At 62.7% G+C, this 24,012-nt stretch carries 28 protein-coding genes and 1 riboswitch; of the genes, 11 read left to right on the top strand and 17 right to left on the bottom strand.

What is annotated here, in order from left to right; genetic code table 11:
• Positions 1–96: 96 nt before the first annotated feature.
• From AC07OJ_RS01540 to AC07OJ_RS01530, 3 genes are all read right to left on the bottom strand, one after another.
• Complete coding sequence (locus AC07OJ_RS01540) at positions 97–267, bottom strand: metallothionein (protein ID WP_016977247.1); 171 nt, start codon at positions 265–267, stop codon at positions 97–99.
• An 89-nt stretch (positions 268–356) separates the two neighbouring features.
• Positions 357–809, bottom strand: a complete 453-nt coding sequence (locus AC07OJ_RS01535) for a DMT family transporter (protein WP_065905995.1) — start codon at positions 807–809, stop codon at positions 357–359.
• Between the two features lie 4 nt (positions 810–813).
• Entirely contained in the window at positions 814–1,302 is a 489-nt protein-coding gene (locus AC07OJ_RS01530) for a DMT family transporter (RefSeq protein ID WP_065905993.1), read from the bottom strand.
• 118 nt (positions 1,303–1,420) lie between these two features.
• On the opposite strand from AC07OJ_RS01530, the gene AC07OJ_RS01525 reads away from it, so the two are divergent.
• Positions 1,421–2,353, top strand: a complete 933-nt coding sequence (locus AC07OJ_RS01525) for a LysR family transcriptional regulator (RefSeq protein ID WP_065905991.1) — start codon at positions 1,421–1,423, stop codon at positions 2,351–2,353.
• A gap of 199 nt (positions 2,354–2,552) precedes the next feature.
• Here the strand turns inward: AC07OJ_RS01525 and AC07OJ_RS01520 are convergent, their stop codons facing one another.
• The 3 genes from AC07OJ_RS01520 to AC07OJ_RS01510 form a co-directional block, all read right to left on the bottom strand.
• The gene (locus AC07OJ_RS01520; RefSeq protein ID WP_495093742.1) at positions 2,553–3,872 is read right to left on the bottom strand and encodes an Nramp family divalent metal transporter; all 1,320 of its coding nucleotides are present in this window, start codon (positions 3,870–3,872) and stop codon (positions 2,553–2,555) included.
• A gap of 41 nt (positions 3,873–3,913) precedes the next feature.
• Entirely contained in the window at positions 3,914–5,467 is a 1,554-nt protein-coding gene (locus tag AC07OJ_RS01515; protein WP_495093741.1) for a DUF726 domain-containing protein, read from the bottom strand.
• A 103-nt stretch (positions 5,468–5,570) separates the two neighbouring features.
• The gene (locus tag AC07OJ_RS01510; protein WP_065905985.1) at positions 5,571–6,368 is read right to left on the bottom strand and encodes an AraC family transcriptional regulator; all 798 of its coding nucleotides are present in this window, start codon (positions 6,366–6,368) and stop codon (positions 5,571–5,573) included.
• 107 nt (positions 6,369–6,475) lie between these two features.
• On the opposite strand from AC07OJ_RS01510, the gene AC07OJ_RS01505 reads away from it, so the two are divergent.
• The 5 genes from AC07OJ_RS01505 to AC07OJ_RS01485 all read left to right on the top strand — a co-directional run bounded on the left by AC07OJ_RS01505 (position 6,476) and on the right by AC07OJ_RS01485 (position 11,691).
• Positions 6,476–7,261, top strand: a complete 786-nt coding sequence (locus tag AC07OJ_RS01505) for a crotonase/enoyl-CoA hydratase family protein (RefSeq protein WP_065905983.1) — start codon at positions 6,476–6,478, stop codon at positions 7,259–7,261.
• 79 nt (positions 7,262–7,340) lie between these two features.
• Positions 7,341–8,300 (top strand): diiron oxygenase, encoded by a 960-nt coding sequence (locus AC07OJ_RS01500; RefSeq protein WP_262134333.1) that lies wholly within the window; start codon positions 7,341–7,343, stop codon positions 8,298–8,300.
• Between the two features lie 46 nt (positions 8,301–8,346).
• Positions 8,347–10,251 carry an asparagine synthase (glutamine-hydrolyzing) gene (asnB, locus tag AC07OJ_RS01495; protein ID WP_495093740.1) on the top strand — a complete coding sequence of 635 codons (1,905 nt, stop codon included), beginning with the start codon at positions 8,347–8,349 and terminating at the stop codon, positions 10,249–10,251.
• A 53-nt stretch (positions 10,252–10,304) separates the two neighbouring features.
• Positions 10,305–11,207, top strand: coding sequence for an EamA family transporter (locus AC07OJ_RS01490; RefSeq protein WP_065905977.1), 903 nt, complete (start codon positions 10,305–10,307; stop codon positions 11,205–11,207).
• 82 nt (positions 11,208–11,289) lie between these two features.
• Positions 11,290–11,691: a RidA family protein gene (locus tag AC07OJ_RS01485; RefSeq protein WP_495093739.1), complete on the top strand. Its 402-nt coding sequence runs from the start codon at positions 11,290–11,292 to the stop codon at positions 11,689–11,691.
• On the opposite strand, the gene AC07OJ_RS01480 is transcribed toward AC07OJ_RS01485, so the two are convergent.
• The 3 genes from AC07OJ_RS01480 to AC07OJ_RS01470 all read right to left on the bottom strand — a co-directional run bounded on the left by AC07OJ_RS01480 (position 11,681) and on the right by AC07OJ_RS01470 (position 13,305).
• A complete protein-coding gene (locus tag AC07OJ_RS01480; protein WP_495093738.1) occupies positions 11,681–12,577 on the bottom strand; it encodes a LysR family transcriptional regulator in 897 nt (298 codons plus the stop codon). The two genes, AC07OJ_RS01485 and AC07OJ_RS01480, sit on opposite strands and share 11 nt — an antisense overlap.
• A 64-nt stretch (positions 12,578–12,641) precedes the next feature.
• Positions 12,642–12,947, bottom strand: a complete 306-nt coding sequence (locus tag AC07OJ_RS01475) for an XRE family transcriptional regulator (protein WP_065905971.1) — start codon at positions 12,945–12,947, stop codon at positions 12,642–12,644.
• A complete protein-coding gene (locus tag AC07OJ_RS01470) occupies positions 12,940–13,305 on the bottom strand; it encodes a type II toxin-antitoxin system RelE/ParE family toxin (RefSeq protein ID WP_495093737.1) in 366 nt (121 codons plus the stop codon). Before AC07OJ_RS01470 ends, AC07OJ_RS01475 begins: the two co-directional genes overlap by 8 nt.
• A gap of 246 nt (positions 13,306–13,551) precedes the next feature.
• Between AC07OJ_RS01470 and AC07OJ_RS01465 the strand changes: the two genes are divergently transcribed.
• Complete coding sequence (locus AC07OJ_RS01465; protein ID WP_065905969.1) at positions 13,552–15,360, top strand: monovalent cation:proton antiporter-2 (CPA2) family protein; 1,809 nt, start codon at positions 13,552–13,554, stop codon at positions 15,358–15,360.
• Between the two features lie 72 nt (positions 15,361–15,432).
• Positions 15,433–15,987: a DcrB/PsbP domain-containing protein gene (locus AC07OJ_RS01460; RefSeq protein ID WP_065905967.1), complete on the top strand. Its 555-nt coding sequence runs from the start codon at positions 15,433–15,435 to the stop codon at positions 15,985–15,987.
• A gap of 66 nt (positions 15,988–16,053) precedes the next feature.
• Here AC07OJ_RS01460 and AC07OJ_RS01455 read toward each other — a convergent pair whose 3' ends face one another.
• From AC07OJ_RS01455 to AC07OJ_RS01445, 3 genes are read right to left on the bottom strand one after another with little or no spacing between them, the layout of a single operon-like run.
• The gene (locus AC07OJ_RS01455; RefSeq protein WP_495093736.1) at positions 16,054–16,773 is read right to left on the bottom strand and encodes an alpha/beta hydrolase; all 720 of its coding nucleotides are present in this window, start codon (positions 16,771–16,773) and stop codon (positions 16,054–16,056) included.
• A gap of 11 nt (positions 16,774–16,784) precedes the next feature.
• Positions 16,785–17,540 (bottom strand): precorrin-6A synthase (deacetylating), encoded by a 756-nt coding sequence (gene cobF, locus AC07OJ_RS01450; RefSeq protein ID WP_120448236.1) that lies wholly within the window; start codon positions 17,538–17,540, stop codon positions 16,785–16,787.
• 9 nt (positions 17,541–17,549) lie between these two features.
• Positions 17,550–18,140, bottom strand: a complete 591-nt coding sequence (locus AC07OJ_RS01445) for a histidine phosphatase family protein (RefSeq protein WP_065905962.1) — start codon at positions 18,138–18,140, stop codon at positions 17,550–17,552.
• A 36-nt stretch (positions 18,141–18,176) separates the two neighbouring features.
• A riboswitch (cobalamin riboswitch) is annotated at positions 18,177–18,306 on the top strand.
• A gap of 32 nt (positions 18,307–18,338) precedes the next feature.
• Here AC07OJ_RS01445 and AC07OJ_RS01440 point away from each other — a divergent pair.
• Positions 18,339–18,551 carry a CbtB domain-containing protein gene (locus AC07OJ_RS01440; protein WP_065905961.1) on the top strand — a complete coding sequence of 71 codons (213 nt, stop codon included), beginning with the start codon at positions 18,339–18,341 and terminating at the stop codon, positions 18,549–18,551.
• A gap of 19 nt (positions 18,552–18,570) precedes the next feature.
• Positions 18,571–19,299, top strand: a complete 729-nt coding sequence (locus AC07OJ_RS01435) for a CbtA family protein (RefSeq protein WP_495093735.1) — start codon at positions 18,571–18,573, stop codon at positions 19,297–19,299.
• Between the two features lies 1 nt (position 19,300).
• Here the strand turns inward: AC07OJ_RS01435 and AC07OJ_RS01430 are convergent, their stop codons facing one another.
• Positions 19,301–19,840, bottom strand: a complete 540-nt coding sequence (locus AC07OJ_RS01430) for a DUF4865 family protein (RefSeq protein ID WP_495093734.1) — start codon at positions 19,838–19,840, stop codon at positions 19,301–19,303.
• Positions 19,841–19,933: 93 nt separating this feature from the next.
• Between AC07OJ_RS01430 and AC07OJ_RS01425 the strand changes: the two genes are divergently transcribed.
• A complete protein-coding gene (locus AC07OJ_RS01425; protein WP_495093733.1) occupies positions 19,934–20,800 on the top strand; it encodes a LysR family transcriptional regulator in 867 nt (288 codons plus the stop codon).
• A 114-nt stretch (positions 20,801–20,914) separates the two neighbouring features.
• On the opposite strand, the gene AC07OJ_RS01420 is transcribed toward AC07OJ_RS01425, so the two are convergent.
• The 4 genes from AC07OJ_RS01420 to AC07OJ_RS01405 are packed head-to-tail and all read right to left on the bottom strand — an operon-like array spanning position 20,915 to position 23,994.
• Positions 20,915–21,892 (bottom strand): LysR family transcriptional regulator, encoded by a 978-nt coding sequence (locus tag AC07OJ_RS01420; RefSeq protein WP_106804348.1) that lies wholly within the window; start codon positions 21,890–21,892, stop codon positions 20,915–20,917.
• A gap of 50 nt (positions 21,893–21,942) precedes the next feature.
• Positions 21,943–22,884, bottom strand: coding sequence for a peptidylprolyl isomerase (locus AC07OJ_RS01415; RefSeq protein WP_495093732.1), 942 nt, complete (start codon positions 22,882–22,884; stop codon positions 21,943–21,945).
• Positions 22,881–23,348 (bottom strand): YbjN domain-containing protein, encoded by a 468-nt coding sequence (locus AC07OJ_RS01410; protein ID WP_495093731.1) that lies wholly within the window; start codon positions 23,346–23,348, stop codon positions 22,881–22,883. Before AC07OJ_RS01410 ends, AC07OJ_RS01415 begins: the two co-directional genes overlap by 4 nt.
• 19 nt (positions 23,349–23,367) lie before the next feature.
• Positions 23,368–23,994: a DNA repair protein gene (locus tag AC07OJ_RS01405; RefSeq protein WP_065905950.1), complete on the bottom strand. Its 627-nt coding sequence runs from the start codon at positions 23,992–23,994 to the stop codon at positions 23,368–23,370.
• Positions 23,995–24,012 lie beyond the last annotated feature (18 nt).

Below are 24,012 nucleotides of genomic sequence, written 5' to 3'. Positions count from 1 at the left end.
TAGAAACTGCGTAGGAGCAGGCTTGCCGGCGATGGCGACCTCAAGATTCGTGCAGTCCTTGGGGGCGCATCGCCGGCAAGCCGGCTCCTACGGGGGTTAGCCTTTAGCCGACTTGGCGCATTCGCAGCCAGTGGCCGCCGCACACGGCTCGCCATGGGCATGGTGCTCGGCACAGCCCTGGCAGCAATAGCCCTTGCCGTCCTTCATTACCGCATCAGCTCCCAGCACACACTTGCAGTGTGGGCAGGCACAGGTTTTATCGGGCATGGTCAGACTCCTTCTTCATGGTCGTCCCGGTGCGGCGAGCGCCGGCACCTTAAGCAGTGACTGCGGCCCGCCGTCGATGGTTCAACCCATCAGTCGGTGCGCGTATTGCTGCGGTACATGAACACCAAAGCCAGGGCCAGACACGCCATTGCAACGATCCGGGCGCCCGACAATTCGATCGCCGGGTTGCCCAGCCAGCCGAAGTTGTCGATCAGCATGCCCATGCCCAGTTGGCCGAGGATCACCGCCACGGTGGCGACCGCCGTACCGACCACCGGCACCGCGCCGACCATCACCATCATGTACACCACACCGAACAGCGCGCCGGTCAGTTGCCATTTAGGCACGTCCAACAAGGTCACGGGATAGGCCGGTTCGAAGAACAGAATCATCAGCGCGGTAACAATCGCCCCGACCACGAAGGTCACCAGGCTGCCGCGCAATACACCCACCGCCTGGCCCAGGCGACCATTGATCGCAGCCTGCACACTCAACACCGCCCCTGCGGCAATCACCAGTACCAATAACAGAATCAGATTCATCGCCTTAACCTCGTGCAATCAAAACAAGTGCCACCACAATCAACGCCAGGGCAATCCAGCGCTCGCCATTCACGCGCTTGCGCGCCGTGCCGAACCAGCCGAAATGGTCGATCAGCACGCTCTTGCCGACCTGGCCCGACAGAATCGCGATCATGGTCATGGCAATCCCGATATGCGGCGTGGCCAGGGTCAGCACCACCACGTACATCGGCCCCAGGAAGCCGCCGATCAATTGCCAGCGCGGCAGCTCGGACAGGGCCGGACCCTTTTGCGGGCCGCTGAACAGCAGCAGCAAATACAGGATCGCCGAGCCGACGCCGAAGATGCTCAAGGTTGCCCACAAATGCCCGACTTGCACGCCCAGCGGCCCGAGCAGGCCGGCTTCGACCGACAGCCCCATACCGGCCAGGATCACCAACGGCAACAGCAGCAGCCGCAGGAGGTTTTTTTTCGGCTTGGCTTGCGCCACGCCCTCAATAGAACTTGCTTGCATACATCACCTGCACATCAACAAAGGATTGGATGACGCGCATTATCCGATGGTCGTCCTGTGCGATAAATGGGAGCATACGGACAACACCTTTGCGCATTACGCACAGCCTGGAGGCATGATGCAGGGCTTGAATGAATTGAGTTTCAAGGCGCTACGCCTGTTCGTCGCGGTGCTGGACCATGGCAGCTTTTCGGAAGTGGCACGCCGCGAGAGCCTGGCACCCTCCTCGATTTCCCGGCAGATCCAACTGATGGAACAGGCCCTCGGCCAGCAATTGCTCTATCGCCACACCCGCGCGGTCAGCCCCACCGAGGCCGGGCGTTTGCTGGGACGCCACGCGCGCTTGATGCTGGAACAACTCGAAGCCGCCGGCCAAGCGCTGCAGGAGCAGGAAAGCGAACCCAGCGGCCTGGTGCGCATCAACGCGCCGATGGTCTTTGGCCAGCGCCACCTGGCACCGTGGCTGGGCGAGTTGTGCCGGCGCTACCCGAAACTGCAACTGGATATCCAGCAGACCGACACCTACGTCGATCCGCTCCAAGACGGCACCGACCTGATGTTTCGCATCGGCGTGCTCAACGACTCCAGCATGCAGGCACGCATCTTTGCCCCGCAGCGTTTTCGCCTTGCCGCCAGCCCCGCCTACCTGGCCCTGCATGGCACGCCGACCCACCCTGACGAACTGATCGACCACCAGTGCCTGGCCTACAAGGGCATCACCGGCCAGCAACGCTGGTTCTTCCGCAAGGGCCAGGGCGACTGGAAGCCCTACAGCGTCAAGGGTCCGATCACCGGTAACCACGCCGACACCCTCACCCACGCCGCCGAGCAAGGCCTGGGGCTGGTGGTGTTTCCCTCCTGGTTGATCGGCGAAGGCCTGCGCGCCGGCACGTTGCAGGCGGTGCTGACGGACTATGAGGTGGCGACCACCCTGGAGCCCCAGCAGATCGCCGCGTTGTGGCCGGGGAGCCGACGGTTGTCGCTGAAGGTGCGCACGGTGATCGATTACTTCGTGGAGTGTTTTGGCAGCGTGCCGTATTGGGATCGTTGAGGCGGCTTGAGTGTGCAGGACGTCGCTGCTGAGTATTTTTCCCACCCAATGAGGTAGGCCCGTTCTGTTTTTCCGGGCCAGCATTTTCCAGCACGGCAGGCTCGGGCAGACTCCCAGCAGATCTTTTTTTTGGGGAAACGCCATGGAAGTCGTGCATTACAAGAAAGTTTAAATCATCCCAATGGCCCCGCAGGCTTGATCAAAACACCCACTGGCCAATCAACCACGCATTCGCCCCACTGATCACCGCAAACAGGAACCACGCCAGCATCCTGGTCGGCAGCCGATTGACGAACGGTCCCATCAGTTGCTTGTCGCCGGTCATGCGAATCAGCGGGTACAGCGCGAATGGCAGCTGCAGGCTGAGCACCACCTGGCTGAGAATCAGCAGTTTGCCGATGGCGTCGTCGCCCATCAGCCATACGCCCAGGAACGCCGGGATCAGCGCCAGCCCGCGGGTGATCAAGCGACGTTGCCAGCAAGGGATGCGCAGGTTGAGATAGCCCTCCATGATCACTTGCCCGGCGATGGTGCCGGTGAAGGTCGAGCTTTGCCCGGACGCCAGCAAGGCGACGCCGAACAGGATGCTGGCGAAGGCGCCGCCCACCAGTGGGTCCAGCAGGTGATAGGCGTCCTGGATCTCGACCACATCGGTGTGCCCGGTTTTGTGGAAGGCCGCGGCGGCGAGGACCAGGATCGCCGCATTGACCAGCAACGCCAGGGCCAGCGAGCCGATGGTGTCGATCCGGGCCAGCTTCACCGCGTCCTGTTTGCTGGCGAGGTCTTTGCCGATCAGCCGGGTTTGTACGATCGAGCTGTGCAGGTACAGGTTGTGCGGCATCACCGTGGCCCCGAGGATGCCGATAGCCAGGTACAACGGCGCAGCGTCGCTGATGGCCGACAATGAGGGCGTGAAGCCGCTGAACACGTCGGGCCAGTAAGGCTTGATCAGCACCAGCTCGATGAAGAAACACACGCCGATGGTCGCCACCAACGCCAGCATGATCGCTTCCAGGCGGCGAAAGCCCCGGTTTTGCAGGGCGAGGATCAGCAAGGTGTCAAAGGCAGTGATGACGATGCCGGTTGTCAGTGAAACCCCCAGCAGCAAGTGAAACGCCAGGGCACAGCCAAGCACTTCGGCGAGGTCGGTGGCGATGATCGAGACTTCCGCCAGCAGCCACTGGGTGCGTGCCGAACGCGGGCTGTAGCGCTCGCGACACAGTTGCGCCAGGTCCTTGCCGGTGGCGATGCCCAGCCGCGAGCACAGGCACTGCACCGCCATCCCGGCGAGGCTGGCCAGCAGCACCACGAACAACAAGTTGTAGCCATAGCGCGACCCGGCCTCGATGGCCGTGGCCCAGTTGCCCGGGTCCATGTAGCCGATGGAGATCAGCAGCCCGGGGCCGGCAAACATGAGGATGCGCTTGAAGAACGAAGCGTTGGGATCAACGGCGACGGAGCCGGCCACTTCCGGTGGGCAGAATGGAGCGGTAGCGATTTTCGGCAGGCTGAATTTCACGCGGTATCCCAGGCAAACACACAAGACAAGGGCGCAGCTTATCAGTCGGATGCGACCGTGCGCATCACCGTGTCCCGAGGCAGGTCAAACGTCTCGACCACCTGCACCACCAGGTCGATCTCCTGGTTCAGCGCTTCACGCTCCATGCGTTGGCGAATCAGCCCGACCACCAGCACCGCCAGGGTGGTGATCGAATACGCCGGGCCGGAAAACGCACGCACCCCGCTCACCAACAGCATGGCGGCGGCCAAGGCCTGGCCCACCGCCGGGATCGCCGTGGCCGCCCCCCGGCGCAGGATAAACCCGGTCAATCCGGCCAGTGCCGTCCCGCTCAACGCCGCCGTGGCCGAGCGGCCGACATCGAAACGACTGAACACGCCCTGCTCCTTCTGCGCTGCCGCCTTGAGTTCAGCGTCGAACACTTGGCGGTCGGCCGTGCTCAGCTTGGCCTTGTACTGCTCGATCAGTTTTTCTGCGACTCGTGCTTCGACATCAGCCAAAGCCACCGTCTCCAGTGGCTCATCGAACTTGATCCCCAGGCGCTGCGCGACATCTTCGGCGATCTGGCGGTAATTCACGCCATGGCCACGGGCCAGGTTCATGAAGCTGTCGCCGCCCATGCGCTGCAACTCGATGGCCAGCTTCAGCGGCTCGCGTACCGCGGCATCGATCGAGGCACTGCGTTTTTGTGCCATCAGCTCGGCGAGGAACTTCACTTCTTCCGGTCGCGCCTGCACCAGGGCCGGGAACAGGTCTGCGTCCTCCTCGGCAAAGCGCACCTCGCTGCTGCGCTGGTCGGCGCGGATCATGCCGCGCCGCTCCTGCAACAGGTCGGTGTACTGCACCACGGTCTGCAACTGCGGCCAGTAGGCGGCGTGATCGAAGCTGGCCAGGTGCACATTGGTGACCTTGGCCTTGAGCGCCGGAGTCACCGGGATCGCGTAACGACCAATGCAGCGCTCGGTGTCGGGCTTCATCGCCAGGGCCCAGTCCTTGCTCGAGTGACAGTTGATCACCCGCCCCTTGAGCAGCGCCGAGACCTCGTCCCACGGGCTCGACGTACAGATCGCGCCGCCCATCAGCAGCAGGTTGTCCAACGGCAGCTCGCGAGCGGTTTCGGGGTTGGCCAACAGACTCTTGACCAGAATGCGCGCGCCCAGGGAGTGGCCGATCAGGTTGATACGCCGCACTTGCAGCGCTTCCCCGTGCAGGTAACCGGCGAGTTCCGGCAGCAGGCTCCTGGCCACTTCGTCGACCCGGGCCTCGACACTTTTGTAATGGTCGAGGAAATAGGCAATCGCCTTGCCCACCCCCACGGTCGCCGCGCCGCGGCTACCACCGCCAAGCATCGCGGTGATCACGTCCTTGAACGGCGCAAACAGGTTTTCCAGGAAATGCCCCGCCGGCCAGAACAGCATCAGGTTGGTCGAGCCTTCGATCGCCGCCAACTGTTGCTTGAAATTGCCCAGTTGTTGCTGATTGAAGAACGCCGAATAACCGTGGACATAGAGATTGAGCACCTCCCCCTGCGGCTCGCCACACAACACGAACGTGGGCTTGCGAGTGCGGTGCATTTCATCCCACTGGTGCTGCATGGGGCGGTGACTCCTGGTGACAAGGGACGGCGATAGTAACAAAGGGTGAGACTCAACGCCGTACCGCTGGGGGGAAAGGCGCCAGGTTGGCACCCTCCTCCTTTCAGAACATCGACGCCGCCTTGGATTTGGCCAGGTAGCGCGCCGGTGAATCCCCCAGGTTGCGGCGAAACACCGAGGTGAATGCGCTGGAACTGCTGAAACCCAGCTCGAAGGCCACATCGGTGATCGACGAGCCATGACTGAGCCGCGCCGTGGCCTCCAGCAGGCAGACCTGCTGGCGCCACGATACAAAGGTCATGCCGGTGCACTCCCGGAAGTTACGCGTAAAGGTGCGCCGGCTCATGCTCGACCAATCGGCCATTTCGCCGATGGAGATTTTCTGCGTCGGCGCTTCGAGAAACCGCTGACAAGAACGGGCCAGGCGCGACTCGGAGGGCAATGGCGCGCTGAGCGGCAGCTCGGGCATGGCGCCGATCTCGTCGATCAACAGGGTCAGCACGCAGCGGTCCCTGACACTCGGCGACGCCGACGGCCCGATGGCCAACGCCGCTTCCAGCAAATGCCGCAGCAGCGGCGACACCCCGAACACCTGGCAGTAATCCTGCAAACCGGCACGCTCGGCCGCATCGTCGTCCAGGTAGGTGTTGAGCATCACCACATCGCCGCGCATGTGCATCTCATGCGCCACCCCGCCCGGCACCCAGATCGCCCGTTGCGGCGGGACCACCCAGTTACCCAGGTCGGTGAACATCTTCAGCGCCCCCGTCGAGGCATAGGCGAACTGTCCCCGACGATGGGTGTGGCGTGGAAACACCGTGCCGGACGGGTACTCCCGCAGCGTCACCACCGCTTCGGGGCTGTCGAGTTCGTAAGGAGAAAAAGTGAAGGTCGGCGGCATGGCCCGATTTTGTCAAAGTATGACCTGACATAGCAAGCGGGCCATTACTCTGCCACCTAGAATCGTTGCTCCCCAAGTTGGGTTCATATCGAAGGGATACTCGGAAAATGACGATCAAAAACTACTTGGACGTACGAGTAGATGGCGCGGTGTTGATGGTGGGCCTCAACCGCCCGCAGAAGCGCAACGCCATGTCTCTCGAGGTCATGCATGAACTGCGCGAGACCTTCAGCAACCTGCCTGAAGGCATTGGTGCCGCCGTGCTCTACAGCACCAGCCAGCATTTCTGCACGGGGCTGGACCTGTCAGAAATCCGCGACCAATCGGTGATCGACAATGTCCAGGCCTTCCGTGAGTGGCATAAAACCTTTGAACTGATCCAGTTCGGCAAGGTGCCGGTCGTGGCCGCCATTACCGGTGCGGCCATCGGCGGCGGCCTGGAAATCGCCACGGCCTGCAGTATTCGCGTGGTGGATGACAGCGCGTTCTTCTCGCTGCCCGAAGCCATGCGCGGCCTGTATGTGGGCGTCGGCGCCTCGGTGCGCTTCCCGCGCATCGCCGGCATCGCCCTGATGACCGACATGATGCTCACCGGCCGCACGCTCTATGCCAAGGAAAGCTACGAGCGCGGCGTGGCGCAGTACCTGGTCCCGGTCGGCCAGGCGGTGCTCAAGGCGACTGAACTGGCGCACAAGATCGCCGGCAACCTGCCCATGACCAACTACGCGGTCACCCACGTGCTGCCACGTATCGTGGATCAGAGCCAGCAGGACGGCCTGATGACAGAAGCCTTGATTGCTGCAGTGGTGTCCTCCGACACCCGCACACAGGATCGCCTGGCGGATTTCCTGGATCGCAAGAAGGACAAGATCCAGACCGCCCCGGCGGTGTAACTCGCGGTCGTGAATGTTGCCGAGCTTCCTCGGCAAACCATGGATGGCCTTCACAACTCACTATCAACCCGGTGAAACCATGTTTCAGCACAGCACTCAAGACGATCTTTATCGCAGCAATGACGCCGCCGATGAACGATTGATCAAAATCGAACGCAGCTGGCACAAACGCGCACAGATCAAGCTTGATTCCCAACGCCCGGATATTCAGCTCGACCTGCAGGCCCCGGACTTTCTCGAGGCCCTGTTACCTTTCGCCCATGACCCGCACTACCAGCACTACCCCCACGCGCTGAAACTGCTGATCCTGTCGGCGGGCTGGGTGATCTACAACCAGAAAACCATCGCCATCGAAACCGAGATCATTTGCCCGTCCTGCATCGACCTGCTGCAACTGGGCTCGCGCCTGAGCTCAGCCAGCGCCGCGACCATTTCCGAAACCCTGGCGGATGAGGCCTACCACACACTGTTCTCGATCAACATGTGTGAATTGGCGATTACCCAGCGCGGCATGCGCATCAAATGGCCGGAGCTGGAATTGACCCGCCACTTGAGCCAGGCCCAGGCGACGATGTCCGAGGCGGACTTCAAGATCTACCGCCTGGCCTTCTCGCTGGTGTCGGAGACCTTCATCAGCGACTACCTGGCCGACCTCAGCGACGCACCCGAGATCCAACCGGTGTTCCGTCACGTCGTGGCCCTGCACAAAAAAGACGAGCTGGTGCACAAGCACATCTTCCCGCTGTTCGTGCAGCAGGTGGTCGGCGACTTCACCGCGCAACAAACCACCTTGTTTACCCGCGGCATCGCCAACTCGATCCGGATTTTCCCGATGCGCGAGATTTCCGCGTGGCGAATCATCCTGCCGCAACTGCTTGAAGTGTTCGGCGATCGCTCGCTGCTGCTGCCCACCCAATTCATCGAGACCGGTGAAGCGGACTACTCGGCCATGCCCGAGATCCTCAACTCGATTGGCATACACCCAGCCTCGGTGCTGCCTGAGTTGCAGTTGATGCCGGAACCGGTAACCACCGTTTGAACACCAGCGTGCCGCTGACCAATACAAATTCAATAGAGTAAATCTTATGTGTGGATACATTGGCGTCTTTGCCAAACACCCTCGTGCGTTCAACCCGAACATGTTCGATGCAGCCCTGCGCGCCATCCATCATCGTGGCCCGGACAGCTCCAGCCAATGGTTCGACCCCAAGGGCCAGGCCGCTTTCGGGTATGTGCGCCTGGGCCTGGTCGGGCTGGGCAATGGCACCCAGCCGATCGTCGCCGATGAAGGCGACCTGGTGATGATGGTCAACGGCGAGTTCTATGACTATCAGCGCATTCGCGCAGAGCTGGAGGGTTACGGTTGCCGCTTCAAGACCTCCTCCGACAGCGAAATCGCCATGCACCTGTACCGCCGCCACGGCGTGCGCGGGCTCAAGCAACTGCGCGGCGAGTTCACCATCCTGATCTTCGATCGCCTGCGCAGAAAGCTGTTTGCCGTGCGTGACCGGGTCGGCGTCAAGCCGCTGTACTACACCGAGCATGAAGGCGCCTGGTACTTCGCCTCCGAAATCAAGGCGCTGCTGGCAGCCGGTGTGCCGGCGCAGTGGGACCACGAAGCCTACGCCAGCCGTGGCTTTATCCTGCGCGACCGTACGCTGTTCAACAATATTCGCAGCGTCAAGCCGGGTTGCTGGATCATCGCCGACGAGAGCGGCCTGCAGACCGAGCAGTACTGGGACTGGGACTTCCCCGATGCGCAGGCCACCGAGCAGCGCAGTGAAACCGAGATCATCGACACGCTGCGCAGCACCATCGAGGAGTCCGTACGCCTGCGCCTGCATGCCGACGTACCGGTCGGCGTCTGCCTGAGCGGCGGGCTGGACTCCTCGGCAATGCTGGGCATCGCCACCGAGCTGAGCGGCCAGCCCCTGCAGGCCTTCCACTTGTCCTTCGAGGGCGAGCAGGCCTACGACGAACGCCAATACGCCGAAGTGGCTGCCCGGCATAACCGCGCCCACCTCAACGTGTTGTCCGTGAACTCCTCTGACATGGCGGACAACTTCGAAAACGCGCTGTGGCACGCCGAGATGCCGTTCGCCAACGCCCACAGCGTGGCCAAGTACCTGCTGTGCAAGTTCGTGCAGGGCCAGGGCATGCGCGCGGTGCTGACCGGCGAAGGCGCCGACGAAGTCTTCGGCGGCTATCCGCACTACCGCCGCGACATGCTGCTGTACAACCACGAACACCAGGACCCGGCGGTGATCGCCGAACTCACCCGACGCCTGCACAGCAGCGAAGATCGCTACCTGCCCGGCGGCAAGAATGACGTGAAGTGGGTGCAGGACGAACTCGGCCACGGCGTGTCGTGGCTGCAGACCCAGTCCGCGTTGTTCGGCCCGCTGGCGCAGCTGTATACCGATGAGTTCCGCGAGCGTTTCTGCGACGTGGATGCCTATCGCCAGTTCTACGACCGTCTGAGCCCCCGCGCGCTCGAAGGCTGGGAGCCGGTCAACCGCTCGCTGTACATGGTCGCCAAATCCAGCCTGCCAAACGTGGTTCTTACCTCGCTGGGCGACCGCATGGAAATGGCCGGCAGCCTCGAAGGCCGCCCGCCGCTGCTGGACCACCAGGTGATCGAAGCCGCCTGCCGCCTGCCGGTGAACATGAAAGTGCGCGGCGCCACCGAGAAATACGCGCTGCGCGAAGCCATGCGCCCGTATGTGCCGCAGGCGGTGCTGGATCGCAAGAAACAGTACTTCCGCGCGCCGCCGGCATCCGACAGCCCGCAGTCGAAGCTGTTCGAAATGATCCACGACGTCCTGAGCGGCCCGGCCTTGAGCAACGTACCGTTCTTCGATCCGCGTAAAGTGCGCGCCTTGCTGGCTACACTGCCCAGCCTGTCGCCGGCCCAACGTGCTTCGGCCGACAACCTGCTGATGGAAATGGCCGGGCTGTGCCTGATGCAACAACGCTTCGCCCTGAACTGATTTGCACGCGGCGCACCGCGATTGCGGTGCGTCGCCTGACCCAAGGAGGGTCCATGCTGAAAAAACATTTGTCACTCGCCGTTCTCGTCACCCTGGTCTGGGGGGTGAACTTCCCCATCACTAAACTGGGCCTGCGCTCGATCGATCCGTTTGTGCTCACGGGTATCCGCTTCGCCCTCGCCGCCTTGCCGCTGGTGTTCTTCATCAAGCGCCCGGCCGTGAAGTTCAGCTATGTCGCCGCCTACGGTTTTATCTTCGGGCTGGGCATGTGGGGCGTGATCAACTACGGGATCCAGGTGGGCGTGAGCCCCGGCATTGCCTCATTGATCATTCAGCTCAGCGTGTTTTTCACCATGGGTTGGGGCTTTGTGTTGTTCAAGGAAAAAATCCGTGGCGCGCAGATGCTCGGTGCACTCCTGGCCCTGATCGGCCTGGCGGGGATCATCTCCACCCAGGAAGGCAACCACGCGGTACTCGGGGTCATGCTGATCGTGCTCAGCGCGGTGGCCTGGAGCGTGGGCAACGTGATCATCAAGAAATCCGGGGTCAAGGAGATCTTCTCGTTCATGGTGTGGGCCAGCCTGATCCCACCGATCCCGCTGTTTCTCACGGCCTGGCTGATGCACGGCAGTGCGCCGTTCGAAAGCCTGCAGGCGAGCCTCGACCTGACGGCGATCCTGTCCATCCTGTTCCAGGTGTACCTGGCCACGCACTTCGCCTATTGGGGCTGGAACTCGCTGCTCAAGCTGTACCCGGTGTCCACCGTGGCGCCGCTGTCATTGCTGATTCCGGTGTTCGGGATCACCAGTTCGATGCTGATTATCGGCGAGCGTATTTCCACGCCGAACCTGATTTCGATCGGCATCATCATCGCCGGGCTGGCCGTGGGGCTGTATCGCAAGCCGGCGAACCTGGCACCTGTAGAGCCGCAGCCGATTGTGCATATGGATAGATAGTCATGGCATGAATTCGGGATTTTGTTCGCCCATCCAGTGCTCTAGCCTGGGTCCGGTCTTGTACTGAACCCAAGGAAACACCATGAGCACGCCCGAATTCTTTGTCACCCCAGGCTATGGCGACTACCTGCGCGAGCACCTGCACTACTCGCAAGCGGTAAAGATCGGCAATCGCGTGGAAACCTCCGGCCAGGGCGGCTGGGACGATGAATTGCAGATCCCCGCCGACCTGGGCGAGGAAATCGCCCAGGCGTTTCACAACCTGGAGCGCACCCTGGCCACCGCCGGCGCCACTTGGGAGCACGTGATCCACGTCAACTCCTACCACGTCGGCGGTTTCCCGCCCGAAGTCAACGAGACGATGGTCAAGCACTACCGCCAGTACATGCCCAACCATGCGCCGATCTGGACGCAACTGGGCGTCGAAGCGCTGGGCTTGCCGACCATGCGCGTGGAAATCCGCGTGACCGCGATCATTCCCTGACCCCGAACGTACCCATCACCCAATCGGCGAATACCTTGAGCCGCGCGCTCTGGTGCCGGTTGGGCGGGTAAAGAATATGCAGCGGTGTGGCCGGGCGTGACCAGTGTGGCAACACGCTGACCAGTTGGCCGGTGTCTACGTAGTGCTGCACGATTGCCTTGAAATGCTGCCCGACGCCCAGGCCGGCGAGCAGCATTTCCTTGAGGCCGTTGCCCTCGTTGGTGGAAAACGCGCAGTTTTCCACCTCGATGCGCGTGTCGCCCTGCTCGAAAATCAACGGCTCCGGCTTGCCCGAGCCGGCGAAGAAATAGCCGACGCTATGGTGATGTTGCGCCAGGTACTGCGGGGACACCGGTACACCTCGGCGCTCCAGATAAGCCGGCGCAGCGCAGGTGAGGTACTCAAGGTCCGTGACCTTGCGACCGATCATCGCCATGTCCTCCAGCTTGCCGGCGCGGATCACACAATCAACCCCCTCCCCCACGATATTCACTGAGCGATCACTGATGCCCAGGGCGACCGTGATATCGGGATACTCGCGGTGAAAATCCACCAGCGCCGGAATCAACAGGCAATTGGCGAACGACGCCGGTGCGTCTACCCGTAAATGGCCGCTGGGCTTGAGGGTTTGCCCGCGCACGGCGCTGTCGACTTCATCCAGCTCTGCCACCAGGCGCCGGGCATAGCGGTAATACTCCAGCCCTTCGGACGTCGGCGCCAGCGCGCGCGTGGTGCGGTGCATCAACTTGATGCCCAGGTGCATTTCCAGGTCGTTGATCAACTTGCTGGCGGTGGAGCGCGGCAATCCCAACTGGTCGGACGCACGGCTGAATGAGCCGGTCTCGACCACACGGACGAAGGCGCGCATGGCGAGAAGCTGGTTCACGAGAGTAGTCCTTTAACGCATACCCGGCGCATGCCTTGGCGATTGCCAAACACCCTGCTGGACTTCAGCACGCGAAGTTTTCGATCTTGACCTGGCCGTCGGGAAACGTCGCGATAATTTCCAACTCGCCGCCCATCGCGCGGATGTAGTCACGCAACGTACTGATGTACATGTCGGTGCGCCTTTCCATTTTGGAGACGGCGGCCTGGTTGATATTCAATATTTTCGCCAGGCTTTCCTGGCTCAACTGCTGAGCCTTGCGCAGTTCGTGCAGCGGCATTTCCTTGAGGTGTTGCTCAAGCAACTGCTCGGCTTCGGCACGCGCCTGCGGCGTCATGCGAGCTTGGAGTTCGGCGAATTTCTTAGCCACGGTTACGGCCCTCTTTACGCAATATTTCTACATGCACGTCGTACAGCTTTTCTGCCACGGCGACGTGCGTTTCATACCATCGATGTTGCCCGGTCTTATCACCGCCCATCAGTAACAACGCACATCGTCGCGGATCAAACGCGTACAACACCCTATAAGGCCGCCCCGCGTGCTGGATGCGCAGTTCTCGCAAGTTGCCGTGCCGAGAGCCCCTGATGTCGCTGCTGTGGGGAAAACTCAAACCCGGCCCGAAGAGGCCCAGCAGATCAACGCTGGCCGACACCGAAACCTGCTCTTTTTCACCCAAATGTTCCCACCAGGCCCCGAATTCATCCGTGTATTCAATTTCCCAGCCCATGCAAATATGCCATCCAAGGAATATAAACTCAAGAGCCTGAAAACTAGTAGATAAACCGGATGAGCTGCCACCCGCCAACCTCGGGAAATTGTTTGTACATCCTTCCCGGGTGGCGGCGGAATGGTGCTTGCGCAATAGAAATGGCGCCCCGTGCACGATGGCTCGCTGCAAAAACACAATTATCGAAATGTAAAAAGCGCTCTAATACCCGCCTGTTGACTGGTTTTGAAGATCCTGGAGTTCGCAATGCCCCATGAAGGCAACCTGTTACAAGCAGCCGTGGTGTTCCTGCTCGCCGCCGTGCTGACCGTGCCCCTGGCCAAACGCCTGCAACTGGGCGCGGTCCTGGGCTATCTGTTTGCCGGTGTGATCATCGGCCCCTCCGTGCTGGGTTTGGTCGGCAATCCGCAAAGCGTGGCGCAGTTCTCGGAGCTGGGCGTGGTACTGCTGCTGTTTATCATTGGCCTGGAATTGTCGCCCAAGCGTTTGTGGGTGATGCGCAAGGCGGTGTTCGGGGTTGGCCTGGCCCAGGTGCTGTTGACCGGCCTGGTGATGGGGGCCGTGGCGTTGTGGCTGTTTGGCCAGCCCTGGAACAGCGCGATCGTGCTGGGCCTGGGCCTCGCGCTGTCGTCCACCGCGTTTGGCCTGCAGAGCCTGGCCGAGCGCAAGGAGCTGAACCAGCCCCACGGGCGCCTGGCGTTTGCCATCCTGTTGTTCCAGGACATTGCCGCGATCCCGCTGATCGCCATGGTGCCGCTGCTGGCCGGCAGCGATCATCCGACCACCGAGGCCCAGGGCCTGCAACACGTGCTGCAGATCCTCGGCAGCATCGCCGTGGTGATCATCGGCGGCCGCTACCTGTTGCGGCCGGTATTTCGCATCGTCGCCAAGACCGGCCTGCGTGAAGTCTCCACCGCCACCGCGTTGCTGGTGGTGATCGGCACCGCCTGGTTGATGGAACTGGTGGGCGTGTCCATGGCCCTCGGCGCATTCCTCGCCGGCCTGCTGCTGGCGGACTCGGAGTACCGTCACGAACTGGAATCGCAGATCGAGCCGTTCAAGGGCCTGCTGCTCGGGCTGTTTTTCATCAGCGTGGGCATGGGCGCCAATCTCAGCCTGTTGCTCAGCTCGCCGCTGGTGGTGATCGGCCTGACGCTGCTGCTGATCGGTCTGAAGCTGCCGCTGCTCTACGCCGTGGGCCGCATGGTCGGTGATCTCAACCGCGAAAGCGCGCTGCGCCTGGGCGTGGTGCTGGCGGCAGGCGGGGAATTCGCCTTCGTGGTGTTCAAGATCGGTCGCGACCAGGGCCTGTTCGAACCGCACCTGTACGACATCCTGGTGCTGACCATCACCCTGTCCATGGCCGTGACGCCGCTGCTGCTGTTGGTGTGCCCGAAGTTGTTCAAGCCCAAGGTCAAGCCGGTGGAAGTGCCCGAGGAATACCGCACCATCGAAAGCGATGCACCGCGCGTGGTGATCGCCGGCATGGGCCGCATGGGGCAGATCGTGGCGCGGATCCTGCGTGCGCAGAACATCTCGTTCATCGCCCTCGACACTTCGGTGGAAACCATCGAGCTGACCCGCAGTTTCGGCGGCATGCCGGTGTTCTATGGCGACCCGCAACGCCCGGAAATCCTGCATGCCGCCAAGGTCGACCAGGCGGAATTCTTCGTGATCGCCATGGACGACCCGGAGATCAACATCAAGACCGCCGAGCTGGTGCGCAGCCTCTACCCGCACATGAAGATCATCGCCCGCGCGCGTAACCGCCAGCACGTGCACCGCCTGGTGGACCTGGATGCCTCACCGGTGCGCGAGACCTTCTACTCCAGCCTGGAAATGAGCCGCCGTACCCTGGTGGGCCTGGGCTTGAGCCAGGCCCAGGCCGATGCGCGCATCACCCGTTTCAAAAACCACGACTTGCAAGTCCTCGCCGCCCAGCACGCGGTGTACGACGATGCGGCCAAGGTCATGCAGACCGCCCAGGAAGCCCGTGCAGAACTGGCGCGACTGTTTGAGATGGATCGGCTCGAGGAGGAGTCCGACAAGGTGTAAGGCTTCGGATGAACGATATTGCGAAATTTCTGACAGAATATGCCGCAATTTCGTTCATCCCTGGAGCGCTTCATGGCCACTTTCACCAAGACCGCCGTACTGCTGGCCCTTGCGCTTACCGCCGGCAGCGCCTTCGCTGCTGCCAAGCCTGCCACGCAAACCCTCTCCACCCTGGGCGGTAAGTTCACTTTCAGCCTGCCCAAGGCCTACGTCGCCGACACCCTGCCGGCCGGCAAGGCCGAAGATGGCACCGCCGACACCCAAGGCACGATGTACGCCAACCAGACCACGAAAAGCGTGGTGATCGTCGCCGAAACCGTGCGTAACGACGGAGTTACCATCCAGGACAACGACACGCAGTTCCTCGACGGCGCCGTGGCCGGCTTCGTCAAGGACCAGACCGCTGCACTGCCCGACTTCAAGAAACTCAGCGAGAAGAAACTCACGTTCAAGGGCCTGGGGTTGCGCCAGGTGGACAGCACCGCCACCCAGGGCGGCGGCAAGACCTTGAACTCCACTTTCCTCGGCGGTTCGGGCAACCATTTGCTGGTGATCCAGGCCATCTCGCGGGCCGATGATGTGAAGGGGCATGCGGAGTTGGTGAAGCAGATCACCGGCGGCAAGTGAGCCGATCTTCCTGACATCACCAACAAATGTGCGAGCTGGCCAGCCAGCTCCCACACTTAGCCAACGTCAGTTCAGGCTTTTTTCCAGCCAAACCTTCAGGTCCTGCACCTCCGCCTCGCTGATGGTATGCGGCATGCCCGGATAGCCATGAAACTCCGGCGTCAGCCCCAACCCCGTCAGCACCTCATTCGCGCGCGTCGCCGACGTATACGGCAGCGCCTGGTCCAGGGTGCCGTGGCCGATAAAGATCGCCAGCTGTTTCAGGCGTTCATCCGGCTTCAGCTCGGCCTTGAGCACCGGCAACACGCTGCCACTCAACGCTGCAATCCCACGCACCAACGCAGGCTTACGCAAGCCCACCTCGTAGGACATGATCGCACCCTGGCTGAAACCGACCAGGAACACCCGGTCACTCTGGGTGTGGTATTTGGCGGTGGCCTGGGTCACGAAGTCTTCGAGCAGTTTGGCGCTGCGCTGCAAATCAGCAGTTTCGCCGTTGTACTCGCCGTCGCCCGGGGTCTTGGTAAACCAGCGAAAACCATGCGGGTCGACCGGCATCGGCGCACGGGCCGACAGGTAGGTCCAAGTGGAGGGCAGCGCGTCCTTGATGCCGAACAGGTCCTCCTCGTTGCTGCCGAACCCGTGCAGGAAAATCACCAGTGGCTGGTTGCGCGCATCGCCCTGGGTCTGTTCCAGGTATGAAAGCGGCAAATCGGTATGCAGGCTGGTATCGGCCTGGGCGGCACCGGCCACCAGGGCCAGCGCCAGGGCAAACAGTTTGAGCATGGGACGTTACCTCAGGGTTTGCGCAACAAATAAGTGTCCATGATCCAGCCATTCTCCAGGCGCGCCGCCTTGCGCACCCGTTCAATTTCTCCAGCCACTTCGCTGACCTTGCCGCTGATCAGGATTTCATCCGGCGTGCCCAGGTAGGCGCCCCAATAAATATCCAGGCCTTGATCCGCCACGCTGCGGTAGGAATCTTCGGCATCGAGCATTACCACCAGGGTATCGGCATCACTCGCCTGCCCTGCGGCCAAACGGCGCCCGGTGGTGATTTCGACGGACTTGCCGATGCGGTTCAGCGCCACCTTGTGCTGGGCCGCCAGGGCTTGCACGCTGGTGATGCCGGGGATGACTTCAAACTCAAAGTGGCAGCGGCCACTGGCGAGGATCGCCTGCAGGATACGAATGGTGCTGTCGTACAGCGCCGGGTCTCCCCAGGCCAGGAAAGCGCCGACTTCACCGTCAGCCATTTCCTCATTGATCATGCGTTCGAACGTCGCCTGCTTGTCGCGGTTGAGGTCCTGTACGGCCGTGGTGTAGTCGATATCCCCGCGCACACGCTCGGGGCAGTCGGCCTCGACGAAGCGGTAGCCGGGCTCGGTGATGTAGGTCTCGCAGATCTCGCGACGCAGGTCGATCAGCTTGTCCTTGCTCTGGCCCTTGTCCATCAGGAAAAACACGTCGGTGCGGTTCAGCGCTTTCACGGCCTGCATCGTGATGTAGTCAGGGTTGCCGGCGCCAATGCCGATGATCAGGATGCGTTTCATGGGTTGCTCTCAGTGCGGGGCGTGGATTTTGCCATGTTCATGCGGCCAGGCGTGAGTTTCCAGGCGCAGGCGCCAGACAGTGTTGAAGCGCAGTTCGGTGGCGCAGAGTGGCTCGACGTCGATCCGGTAGAACATCGCGACGGGCAACTGCAACACGTACAGCATCGCGGCGCGGATGACAAAGGGATGGGTGATAGCCACTACGTGCCCAGGCTGTGTTTCGAGGGTTTTCATCCACTGCGCCACGCGTGCGCAAATCTGCTCGACCGACTCGCCACCGTGGGGCGCACTGGCACTGTTGGTCATCCAGTCCTGCAACTGGCCATGATCCAACTGGCTGATGGCCTGGCCCTTCCAATCGCCGAAGTTGCCATCGCGCAGGGCTTCTTCAATCACCGGCGCACTGCCGAACAAACCCGCCGTCTGCCGGGCGCGAGCCTCGGGGGCGCAGAGCAGGCGCAGGTTTTTCGGGTAGCGCCCGGCCAGCGATGACGCGGCAGCTTGCCAGTCCATCGCCACCGATTCGTCATCGGGAAAGCGCCCCTGCTTTTGCAGCGGCGTGATGGCATGGCAGATAAGGGTCAGACGGGTGGCCTGCATCACAATTTCACTCTGTTTCAGCGCGCAGTCAGCGTAGACTGGCAAAGTTGTTTCAACATGTTACAACGAACATGAAAGAGGAAGCCGGTTCGATTCCGGCGCGGTCGCGCCACTGTATTCGGCCCAATAGCCGTAAGCCAGACCCTGTTTCAGCCCCTTCGCTATCCATTTCGGGACGCGTCATCCCTGGAGGTTCTCATGGCTAACACTGCTGCAACCCATCCTGATGTCTATGTGCCGACGATCCCGCTGGGCGAAATCCTGCCCTGGGCGATCTTCGGCGGCCTGCTGCTGATGCTGGCGATTTACTTCGTCGGTGCCGAGCAAGGCGCCACTGCGGTGTTCAAGGGCATGTACGTGCACGAGTTTGTGCACGACGGTCGCCACCTGCTGGGTTTCCCCTGCCATTAATTCATAAGGGAGACACACCATGACAGGGCAATTACTCGTACGCGGGATGCTGGTGGGCCTGCTCGCCGGCGTGTTGGCCTTCGGTTTCGCCAAGGCCTTCGGCGAGCCGCAGATCGACAAGGCCATCGCCTTTGAAGACCAGATGGCACAAATGCACGGCGATGCGCCGGAAGAAGAACTGGTGAGCCGCGAGGTGCAAAGTACCTTCGGCCTGTTTACCGGCGTGGTGGTCTACAGCGTGTCCCTGGGTGGCCTCTTCGCCCTGGTGTTCGCCTACGCCCTGGGCCGCATCGGCAAGGTCGGCCCGCGCGGCCTGGCGGCGCTGCTGGCATTGGCGGCCTTTGTGACGCTGATCCTGGTGCCCGGGCTCAAATACCCGGCCAACCCGCCTTCGGTGGGGGACCCGCAGACCATTGCACAGCGCACCAAGCTGTTCTTCCTGATGCTGCTGGTGTCGGTGGCGGCGGCCGTGATCGCGATCAACGCCGCGCGCAAGCTGATTGCCCGCCGTGGCGTGTGGAGCGGCGCGATCCTCGGCGTGGCGCTGTACATCGTGATCGTCGCAGTGGCCGGCAGCCTGTTCCCGGTGATCAACGAAGTGCCGGAGCAATTCTCGGCCGTGCTGCTGTGGAAATTCCGCGTGGCCTCGTTGGGCATCCAGCTGGTGCTGTGGACCACCCTGGGCCTGGTGTTCGGAGCGGTGGCCGAGCGCAAGCTCAGCCAGCCAAAAGCCCGATTCAACTCCTGAGTCAAATCCCGGGATGGGCCAGGTAAAACACCTGGTAGCCCGTCCCGGGATGGTCCACCTCCAGCGCCTTGGCCGACAAGGTGATCCGTACCAGTCGCCAGGCCTGCACATCCAGCGCGAGGAACACCGCAAAGGTGTCGCCGCTATCCGCCAACTGCTGGTTGCGACTTTTCTCCTCGGCCAGGATCGCCGCCCTGTCCGCCCCCGGTTCCAACGCCCAGTCCTCGCGGTACAGGCTCAGCGCGGTCTGCGCCGGCCCACGTTGCACATCCAGCGGCAACCAGCTCTCGATATACGGACGGCCGAAGCTGTCGAGCACCTTCTGAAAGCGCTCTCCGAGCAGAAAATCGGCGGCCTGCAGTGGGTCGGACCATAGATACACCGAGGCATACACTTTGCCTGCGTGCTCCCGGGCGATAAACGCCTTGAACAGCAACCCCTCGGCGTGATCCCACAACGGCCCCAATTGCGCGGCGCGGCGGCGGATCACGACCATGTCGTAGTCGGCAGGCAAGCGGTGTGAATACTGTTTGGCAAACATGAAAAAGCTCCCGTGCAAGCTGAGGGTTGAGCTTGCGCAGCGCCGATGATTTCAACAAGATATCAGCCGATATATGTGCGATAAGGATTGGATATGACTGACGCGCCAAAACCGCTGGATATCGACACCGTGCAGGCCTTTGTGCTGGTCGCCGACTTCGCCAGTTTCACCCGCGCCGCCGCAGCCCTCGACACCTCCCAGGCCGCTATCAGCCTCAAGCTCAAGCGCCTGGAAGAACGCCTGGGCTATCGCTTGCTGGAGCGCACGCCGCGCCATGTGCGGCTGTCACCGCAGGGCGAGCACTTTATCGTCGCCGCGCGCACCCTGCTCAATGCCCACGAACGCGCACTGGGCGATATGGGCAGCCAAGCGCCCCGGCGCCTGGTGATCGGCATCAGCGACCATGTGGCCGGTCCCGACCTGCCAACCTGGCTCAGCCGCCTGGCCGCCTATGACCCTTTGGTGATCCTTGAAGTACGTATCGCGTCCTCCCGCGACCTGGTGGCCGCCTTCGACCGCAATGAGCTGGACGCGGTGATCGTGCGCAATGAGGGCGAGCGTCAGGACGGCGAAGTGTTGGCGGTGGAACGCTTTGGCTGGTTCGCCGCGCCCACCTGGCAACACCGCCCCGGCACGCCGCTGCGCATGGCAACCATGGCCACGCCCTGCGGCGTGCGGCACCTGGCGACGCGCGCGCTGGATGCGGCGTGTATCGACTGGACCGAGGTATTTGTCGGTGGCGGGGTGATGGCCGTGGGTGCGGCAGTCACCGCCGGATTGGGCGTCGCTGCCCTCGCCCACCGCGTGGCCCCGGCCGGAGCGGTAGAGGTGAGCGAGCAATACGGCTTGCCGGCCTTGGCCGTGAGTGAGGTGGTGCTCCATAGCCGCATCAGCGACACGCGTTCGCGGGAAACCTTGCGGGCCCTGAGTGCGACCTTTCGTGGCGTGTTGCAACGCTGATCAGCCTTTCTGTGGGCGCTGGCTTGCCTGCGATGCAGGCACCTCGATCCACCAGGCACACCCGCTGTGAGCGCGCGACCGCCAGCAGCCGCTGGACGGACAACGGACAAACACTCAGCCAAACCACTCCCGCCGCCCTTCAAACGTGCTGACGATCAACTCGACAATCATCTGCACCGCCTGCGCATGCTGTACCTGCGCATTCACCGCCAGCCACACCTGGCGTTGCATGCTGTCGGCCAGCAACCCCGGCAGTGCCACCAGCCCACGGTCGAAACTGCTCATGTAGTGCGGCAGCAAACCGATGCAGGCGCCGCAGCGGATCATCTCCAGCATCAGCGAATAAGCCTGCACCTGCACCACCGCCGCCAGGCGTTGCTCCACCACTTGGTTCCACGGCTGCAGGGCGTCGACCTGTGCATCGGGTTGCCATTGCACCAGCATGTAGTCATTCAGGTCGTCGACACTGTCCGGGCGCGTGGTCAGGCGCGAATAGCGCTTGGCGATATGCGGCAAATATTCCAGGCGGGCCAGGGCCCGTGGCGGTTCGGTGGCGAAGCTCGGGCCGGGCACCGGGCCGTCGGTGTCGGAGAGCCACACCACCACATCGACGTCCACTGCTTGCAGGGACAATTGGCTGTCGAGGGAGATGATCTCCAGGCGCACGCTGGCGTTGCGGCGCAGCAAGGCAATCAGGTCACGGCCGAGGATGTCGTGCAGGATCGGCTCGGCCACCGCCAGGCGAATCAGTGGCTGTTCCAGCACCGGCAGGCGCCGCTCGTGGGCCAGGGCCACCAACTGGGCCTGCAACTGCAAGCCGTCGCGGCTGAGCACCAGGCCGTTGCCCTGATAACTGAACAACGCATGGCGCAGGTGCTCCTCCAGTTGCGCCAGGCGCTTGCGCAGCAGCGTCGCCTTGATATTCAAGCTGCGCGCGGCCTGCATGAAACAGCCGCAGCGCGCACTGACCAGGAAGTAGCGCGCCACCTCCGGATCGATCTCGGCGGCCAGGGCCAGCCAGGCGCCACGTGACTCGGATGGCGCGCGATAGGTTGAAGGCCCTTGTTGGCCGGACGGTTCCAGTAATGCCATGTGAGACTCCCTGTCTGTCGGTCGGTGCATCCAATGCGGGTGGTCGCGGGTTACTCCAGCACTTTGTTCAACTCGGCACCGTCGATACTCAAGGTCGCGGTGTTGAGCATGCCTTCCAGGTAGGCCTTGGCGATCTGTTCCTGACGTTGGGCACGCAGGGCCTGGGTCAGGCGTTCGCGCAGTTCGTCGAGGCTGGCGGTGCGCGCCGGCTGTTGGCCGGTGAGCTTGAGCACATGAAAGCCCGCCGCACTCTGCACCGCGTCCGATACCGCGCCGACCTTGAGCCGCGACACCGCGCCGCGCACCTCGGGCACCAGTTGCTGCAATGGCTGCAGGCCCGAATCACCGCCACGCGCAGCAGTCTCGGGGTCCTGGGAAAACTGGTTGGCCAGGGCGGCGAAATCCCCCGGCGCGGCCTGTGCCCGGCGGCTCAGTTCCTGGGCTTGGCGGCGCACCGTGTCGAGGTTTTGCGGGTCATTCACCGCGAGGAAAATCTGGCTCACCCGGTACAGCGGCGGCGTCACCCATTGCGCCTTGCCGCTGTCGTAGGCCTGCTGCAGTTCAGCCGCGCTGGGGTAGTCCGCCGGTACCTGGCTGACCGAGAGCATGTAGTCGCGGAACACGATATGCTCGGTGGCGGCGCGGGTCTGCTGCTCCACCTGCGGGCGCTGGCGCCAGCCTTGGGCGTCGGCCTGTTCGAGCACGGCCTTTTGCGCCAGCCGTGAGCGAATCCAGGTTTCCAGCGCGCCACGGTTGCCGCGCAGTTGCTCGCGAGACTCGGCTGGCAGGCTCGCCAGCACGCTCTTGAGTTCGACCAGGTCGATCTGCTGATTGCCCAGGCGCGCCACCGCGGGCCCGGCCGGCGCCGGATCGAGCAGCGGTGCCGGTTGCTGGGCGGCCACCGGGTCGCTGCCCGGACGCAGGCACAGCGCCACGGCCACCACCAGCACCGCCAACGCGCCGGCGCCGACCATCAGGGTTGGCTTCTTCACAGGACGGGTGCCTCTTCGCCGACCGCCGCAGCCTGGGCCTGCAACTGCGCGGCCTGCTGGCTGTATTCACGCAGGTAGACGATGAATTCCTGCAGCAAGCGGTCCCACAACTCCAGCTGGCTGCGCAGGTGCGTGGCGCCGACGCCGGCCACCACCACGTCCATTTCCATCAGCAAGAACTCGCCCTGCAGCGACAACCGCGCAAAGCGCCGCGAGGCATTCCACACCTGGGCCAGGCCTTCGGGCAACTCGCCCTGCACGCGCAGTGCGCAGCTGTAGGTGAAGTCCACGTAGCCGCCCTGCTCAGCCGCCGGGTTGCCGAAGCGCACGGCAAAGCCGATGCCCTGGCTGGCGCTGAGCAGTTGCACGATGCCGTTCTGTTCGCTCTGGTTGACCCGGTAGCCGGCTTCCTGCAACAACTCGGTGAAGCTCTGGGGGGTGACGCTGGTGATCAATTCGTTCATGTGCGGTTCTTCCTTGTGATCAATGGTTGACGCCCGCCTGGGGCGCATCGAAACGGCTCTTGTAGAGATCGTCGCCAAAGCCCTGGGCCAGTTCCTCGAACTTGACCCGCGCGCTGCTGGCGAAGGGCTGGCGAATACTCATCACCTCAGCCACGTCAATCTTTTCGTAGGCCGTGAGCAGTTGCTGCGCCACGCCGTACATCTGTTGATTCTTGACTGAACATTGCTGCACTTGTGTGTCACGTTCGCTCAACTGTGCCTGCAAGCGGGCGCGCTCGGCTTCCTTGCCTTTGGCCAGGACCAGCAGTTCCTCATACGCCTTCTTGAACTTGCCGATCTGCTCATGGCTGGCCGCGACCTGGGCTTGCGCCTGGCTGTGCAGATTCTGTTGCTGGCCGGCCAGTTGCTCGGCCGTGCCACGGGCCTTTTCCAGCTCGGCCGTCAGTTGCTTGATTTGCGCCTGGGCCTGCTTGGCCTGGGCCTCAGCGGCGACACGCGCCGCACTGGCCTGGGCCTGCTCGCTTTGCAGCGCCTGCAATTGCTGGGTGGTGCTGCGCAGTTGCGTACGCAGGCGTTCCTCCATGCCTTCGGCGCAGGCGCCGCTGGCCACCAGCAGCAACAACAGCCCGCAGATTCGCGTGTTCATGTGGCATCTCCCTGCGCA

The organism is Pseudomonas sp. GW821-FHT09C08 (genome assembly GCF_059418125.1).
Note: the sequence above shows the minus strand (reverse complement) of the source record. Positions and strands in the feature narration are given on the sequence as shown.

Bases quoted from the DNA above. Each gene is read 5' to 3' on its own strand.
- AC07OJ_RS01540 (WP_016977247.1), bottom strand. From the start codon at position 267: ATGCCCGATAAAACCTGTGCCTGCCCACACTGCAAGTGTGTGCTGGGA.
- AC07OJ_RS01535 (WP_065905995.1), bottom strand. From the start codon at position 809: ATGAATCTGATTCTGTTATTGGTACTGGTGATTGCCGCAGGGGCGGTG.
- AC07OJ_RS01530 (WP_065905993.1), bottom strand. From the start codon at position 1,302: ATGCAAGCAAGTTCTATTGAGGGCGTGGCGCAAGCCAAGCCGAAAAAA.
- AC07OJ_RS01525 (WP_065905991.1), top strand. From the start codon at position 1,421: ATGCAGGGCTTGAATGAATTGAGTTTCAAGGCGCTACGCCTGTTCGTC.
- AC07OJ_RS01515 (WP_495093741.1), bottom strand. From the start codon at position 5,467: ATGCAGCACCAGTGGGATGAAATGCACCGCACTCGCAAGCCCACGTTC.
- AC07OJ_RS01510 (WP_065905985.1), bottom strand. From the start codon at position 6,368: ATGCCGCCGACCTTCACTTTTTCTCCTTACGAACTCGACAGCCCCGAA.
- AC07OJ_RS01505 (WP_065905983.1), top strand. From the start codon at position 6,476: ATGACGATCAAAAACTACTTGGACGTACGAGTAGATGGCGCGGTGTTG.
- AC07OJ_RS01500 (WP_262134333.1), top strand. From the start codon at position 7,341: ATGTTTCAGCACAGCACTCAAGACGATCTTTATCGCAGCAATGACGCC.
- asnB (WP_495093740.1), top strand. From the start codon at position 8,347: ATGTGTGGATACATTGGCGTCTTTGCCAAACACCCTCGTGCGTTCAAC.
- AC07OJ_RS01490 (WP_065905977.1), top strand. From the start codon at position 10,305: ATGCTGAAAAAACATTTGTCACTCGCCGTTCTCGTCACCCTGGTCTGG.
- AC07OJ_RS01485 (WP_495093739.1), top strand. From the start codon at position 11,290: ATGAGCACGCCCGAATTCTTTGTCACCCCAGGCTATGGCGACTACCTG.
- AC07OJ_RS01470 (WP_495093737.1), bottom strand. From the start codon at position 13,305: ATGGGCTGGGAAATTGAATACACGGATGAATTCGGGGCCTGGTGGGAA.
- AC07OJ_RS01465 (WP_065905969.1), top strand. From the start codon at position 13,552: ATGCCCCATGAAGGCAACCTGTTACAAGCAGCCGTGGTGTTCCTGCTC.
- AC07OJ_RS01460 (WP_065905967.1), top strand. From the start codon at position 15,433: ATGGCCACTTTCACCAAGACCGCCGTACTGCTGGCCCTTGCGCTTACC.
- AC07OJ_RS01455 (WP_495093736.1), bottom strand. From the start codon at position 16,773: ATGCTCAAACTGTTTGCCCTGGCGCTGGCCCTGGTGGCCGGTGCCGCC.
- cobF (WP_120448236.1), bottom strand. From the start codon at position 17,540: ATGAAACGCATCCTGATCATCGGCATTGGCGCCGGCAACCCTGACTAC.
- AC07OJ_RS01445 (WP_065905962.1), bottom strand. From the start codon at position 18,140: ATGCAGGCCACCCGTCTGACCCTTATCTGCCATGCCATCACGCCGCTG.
- AC07OJ_RS01440 (WP_065905961.1), top strand. From the start codon at position 18,339: ATGGCTAACACTGCTGCAACCCATCCTGATGTCTATGTGCCGACGATC.
- AC07OJ_RS01435 (WP_495093735.1), top strand. From the start codon at position 18,571: ATGACAGGGCAATTACTCGTACGCGGGATGCTGGTGGGCCTGCTCGCC.
- AC07OJ_RS01430 (WP_495093734.1), bottom strand. From the start codon at position 19,840: ATGTTTGCCAAACAGTATTCACACCGCTTGCCTGCCGACTACGACATG.
- AC07OJ_RS01425 (WP_495093733.1), top strand. From the start codon at position 19,934: ATGACTGACGCGCCAAAACCGCTGGATATCGACACCGTGCAGGCCTTT.
- AC07OJ_RS01420 (WP_106804348.1), bottom strand. From the start codon at position 21,892: ATGGCATTACTGGAACCGTCCGGCCAACAAGGGCCTTCAACCTATCGC.
- AC07OJ_RS01410 (WP_495093731.1), bottom strand. From the start codon at position 23,348: ATGAACGAATTGATCACCAGCGTCACCCCCCAGAGCTTCACCGAGTTG.
- AC07OJ_RS01405 (WP_065905950.1), bottom strand. From the start codon at position 23,994: ATGAACACGCGAATCTGCGGGCTGTTGTTGCTGCTGGTGGCCAGCGGC.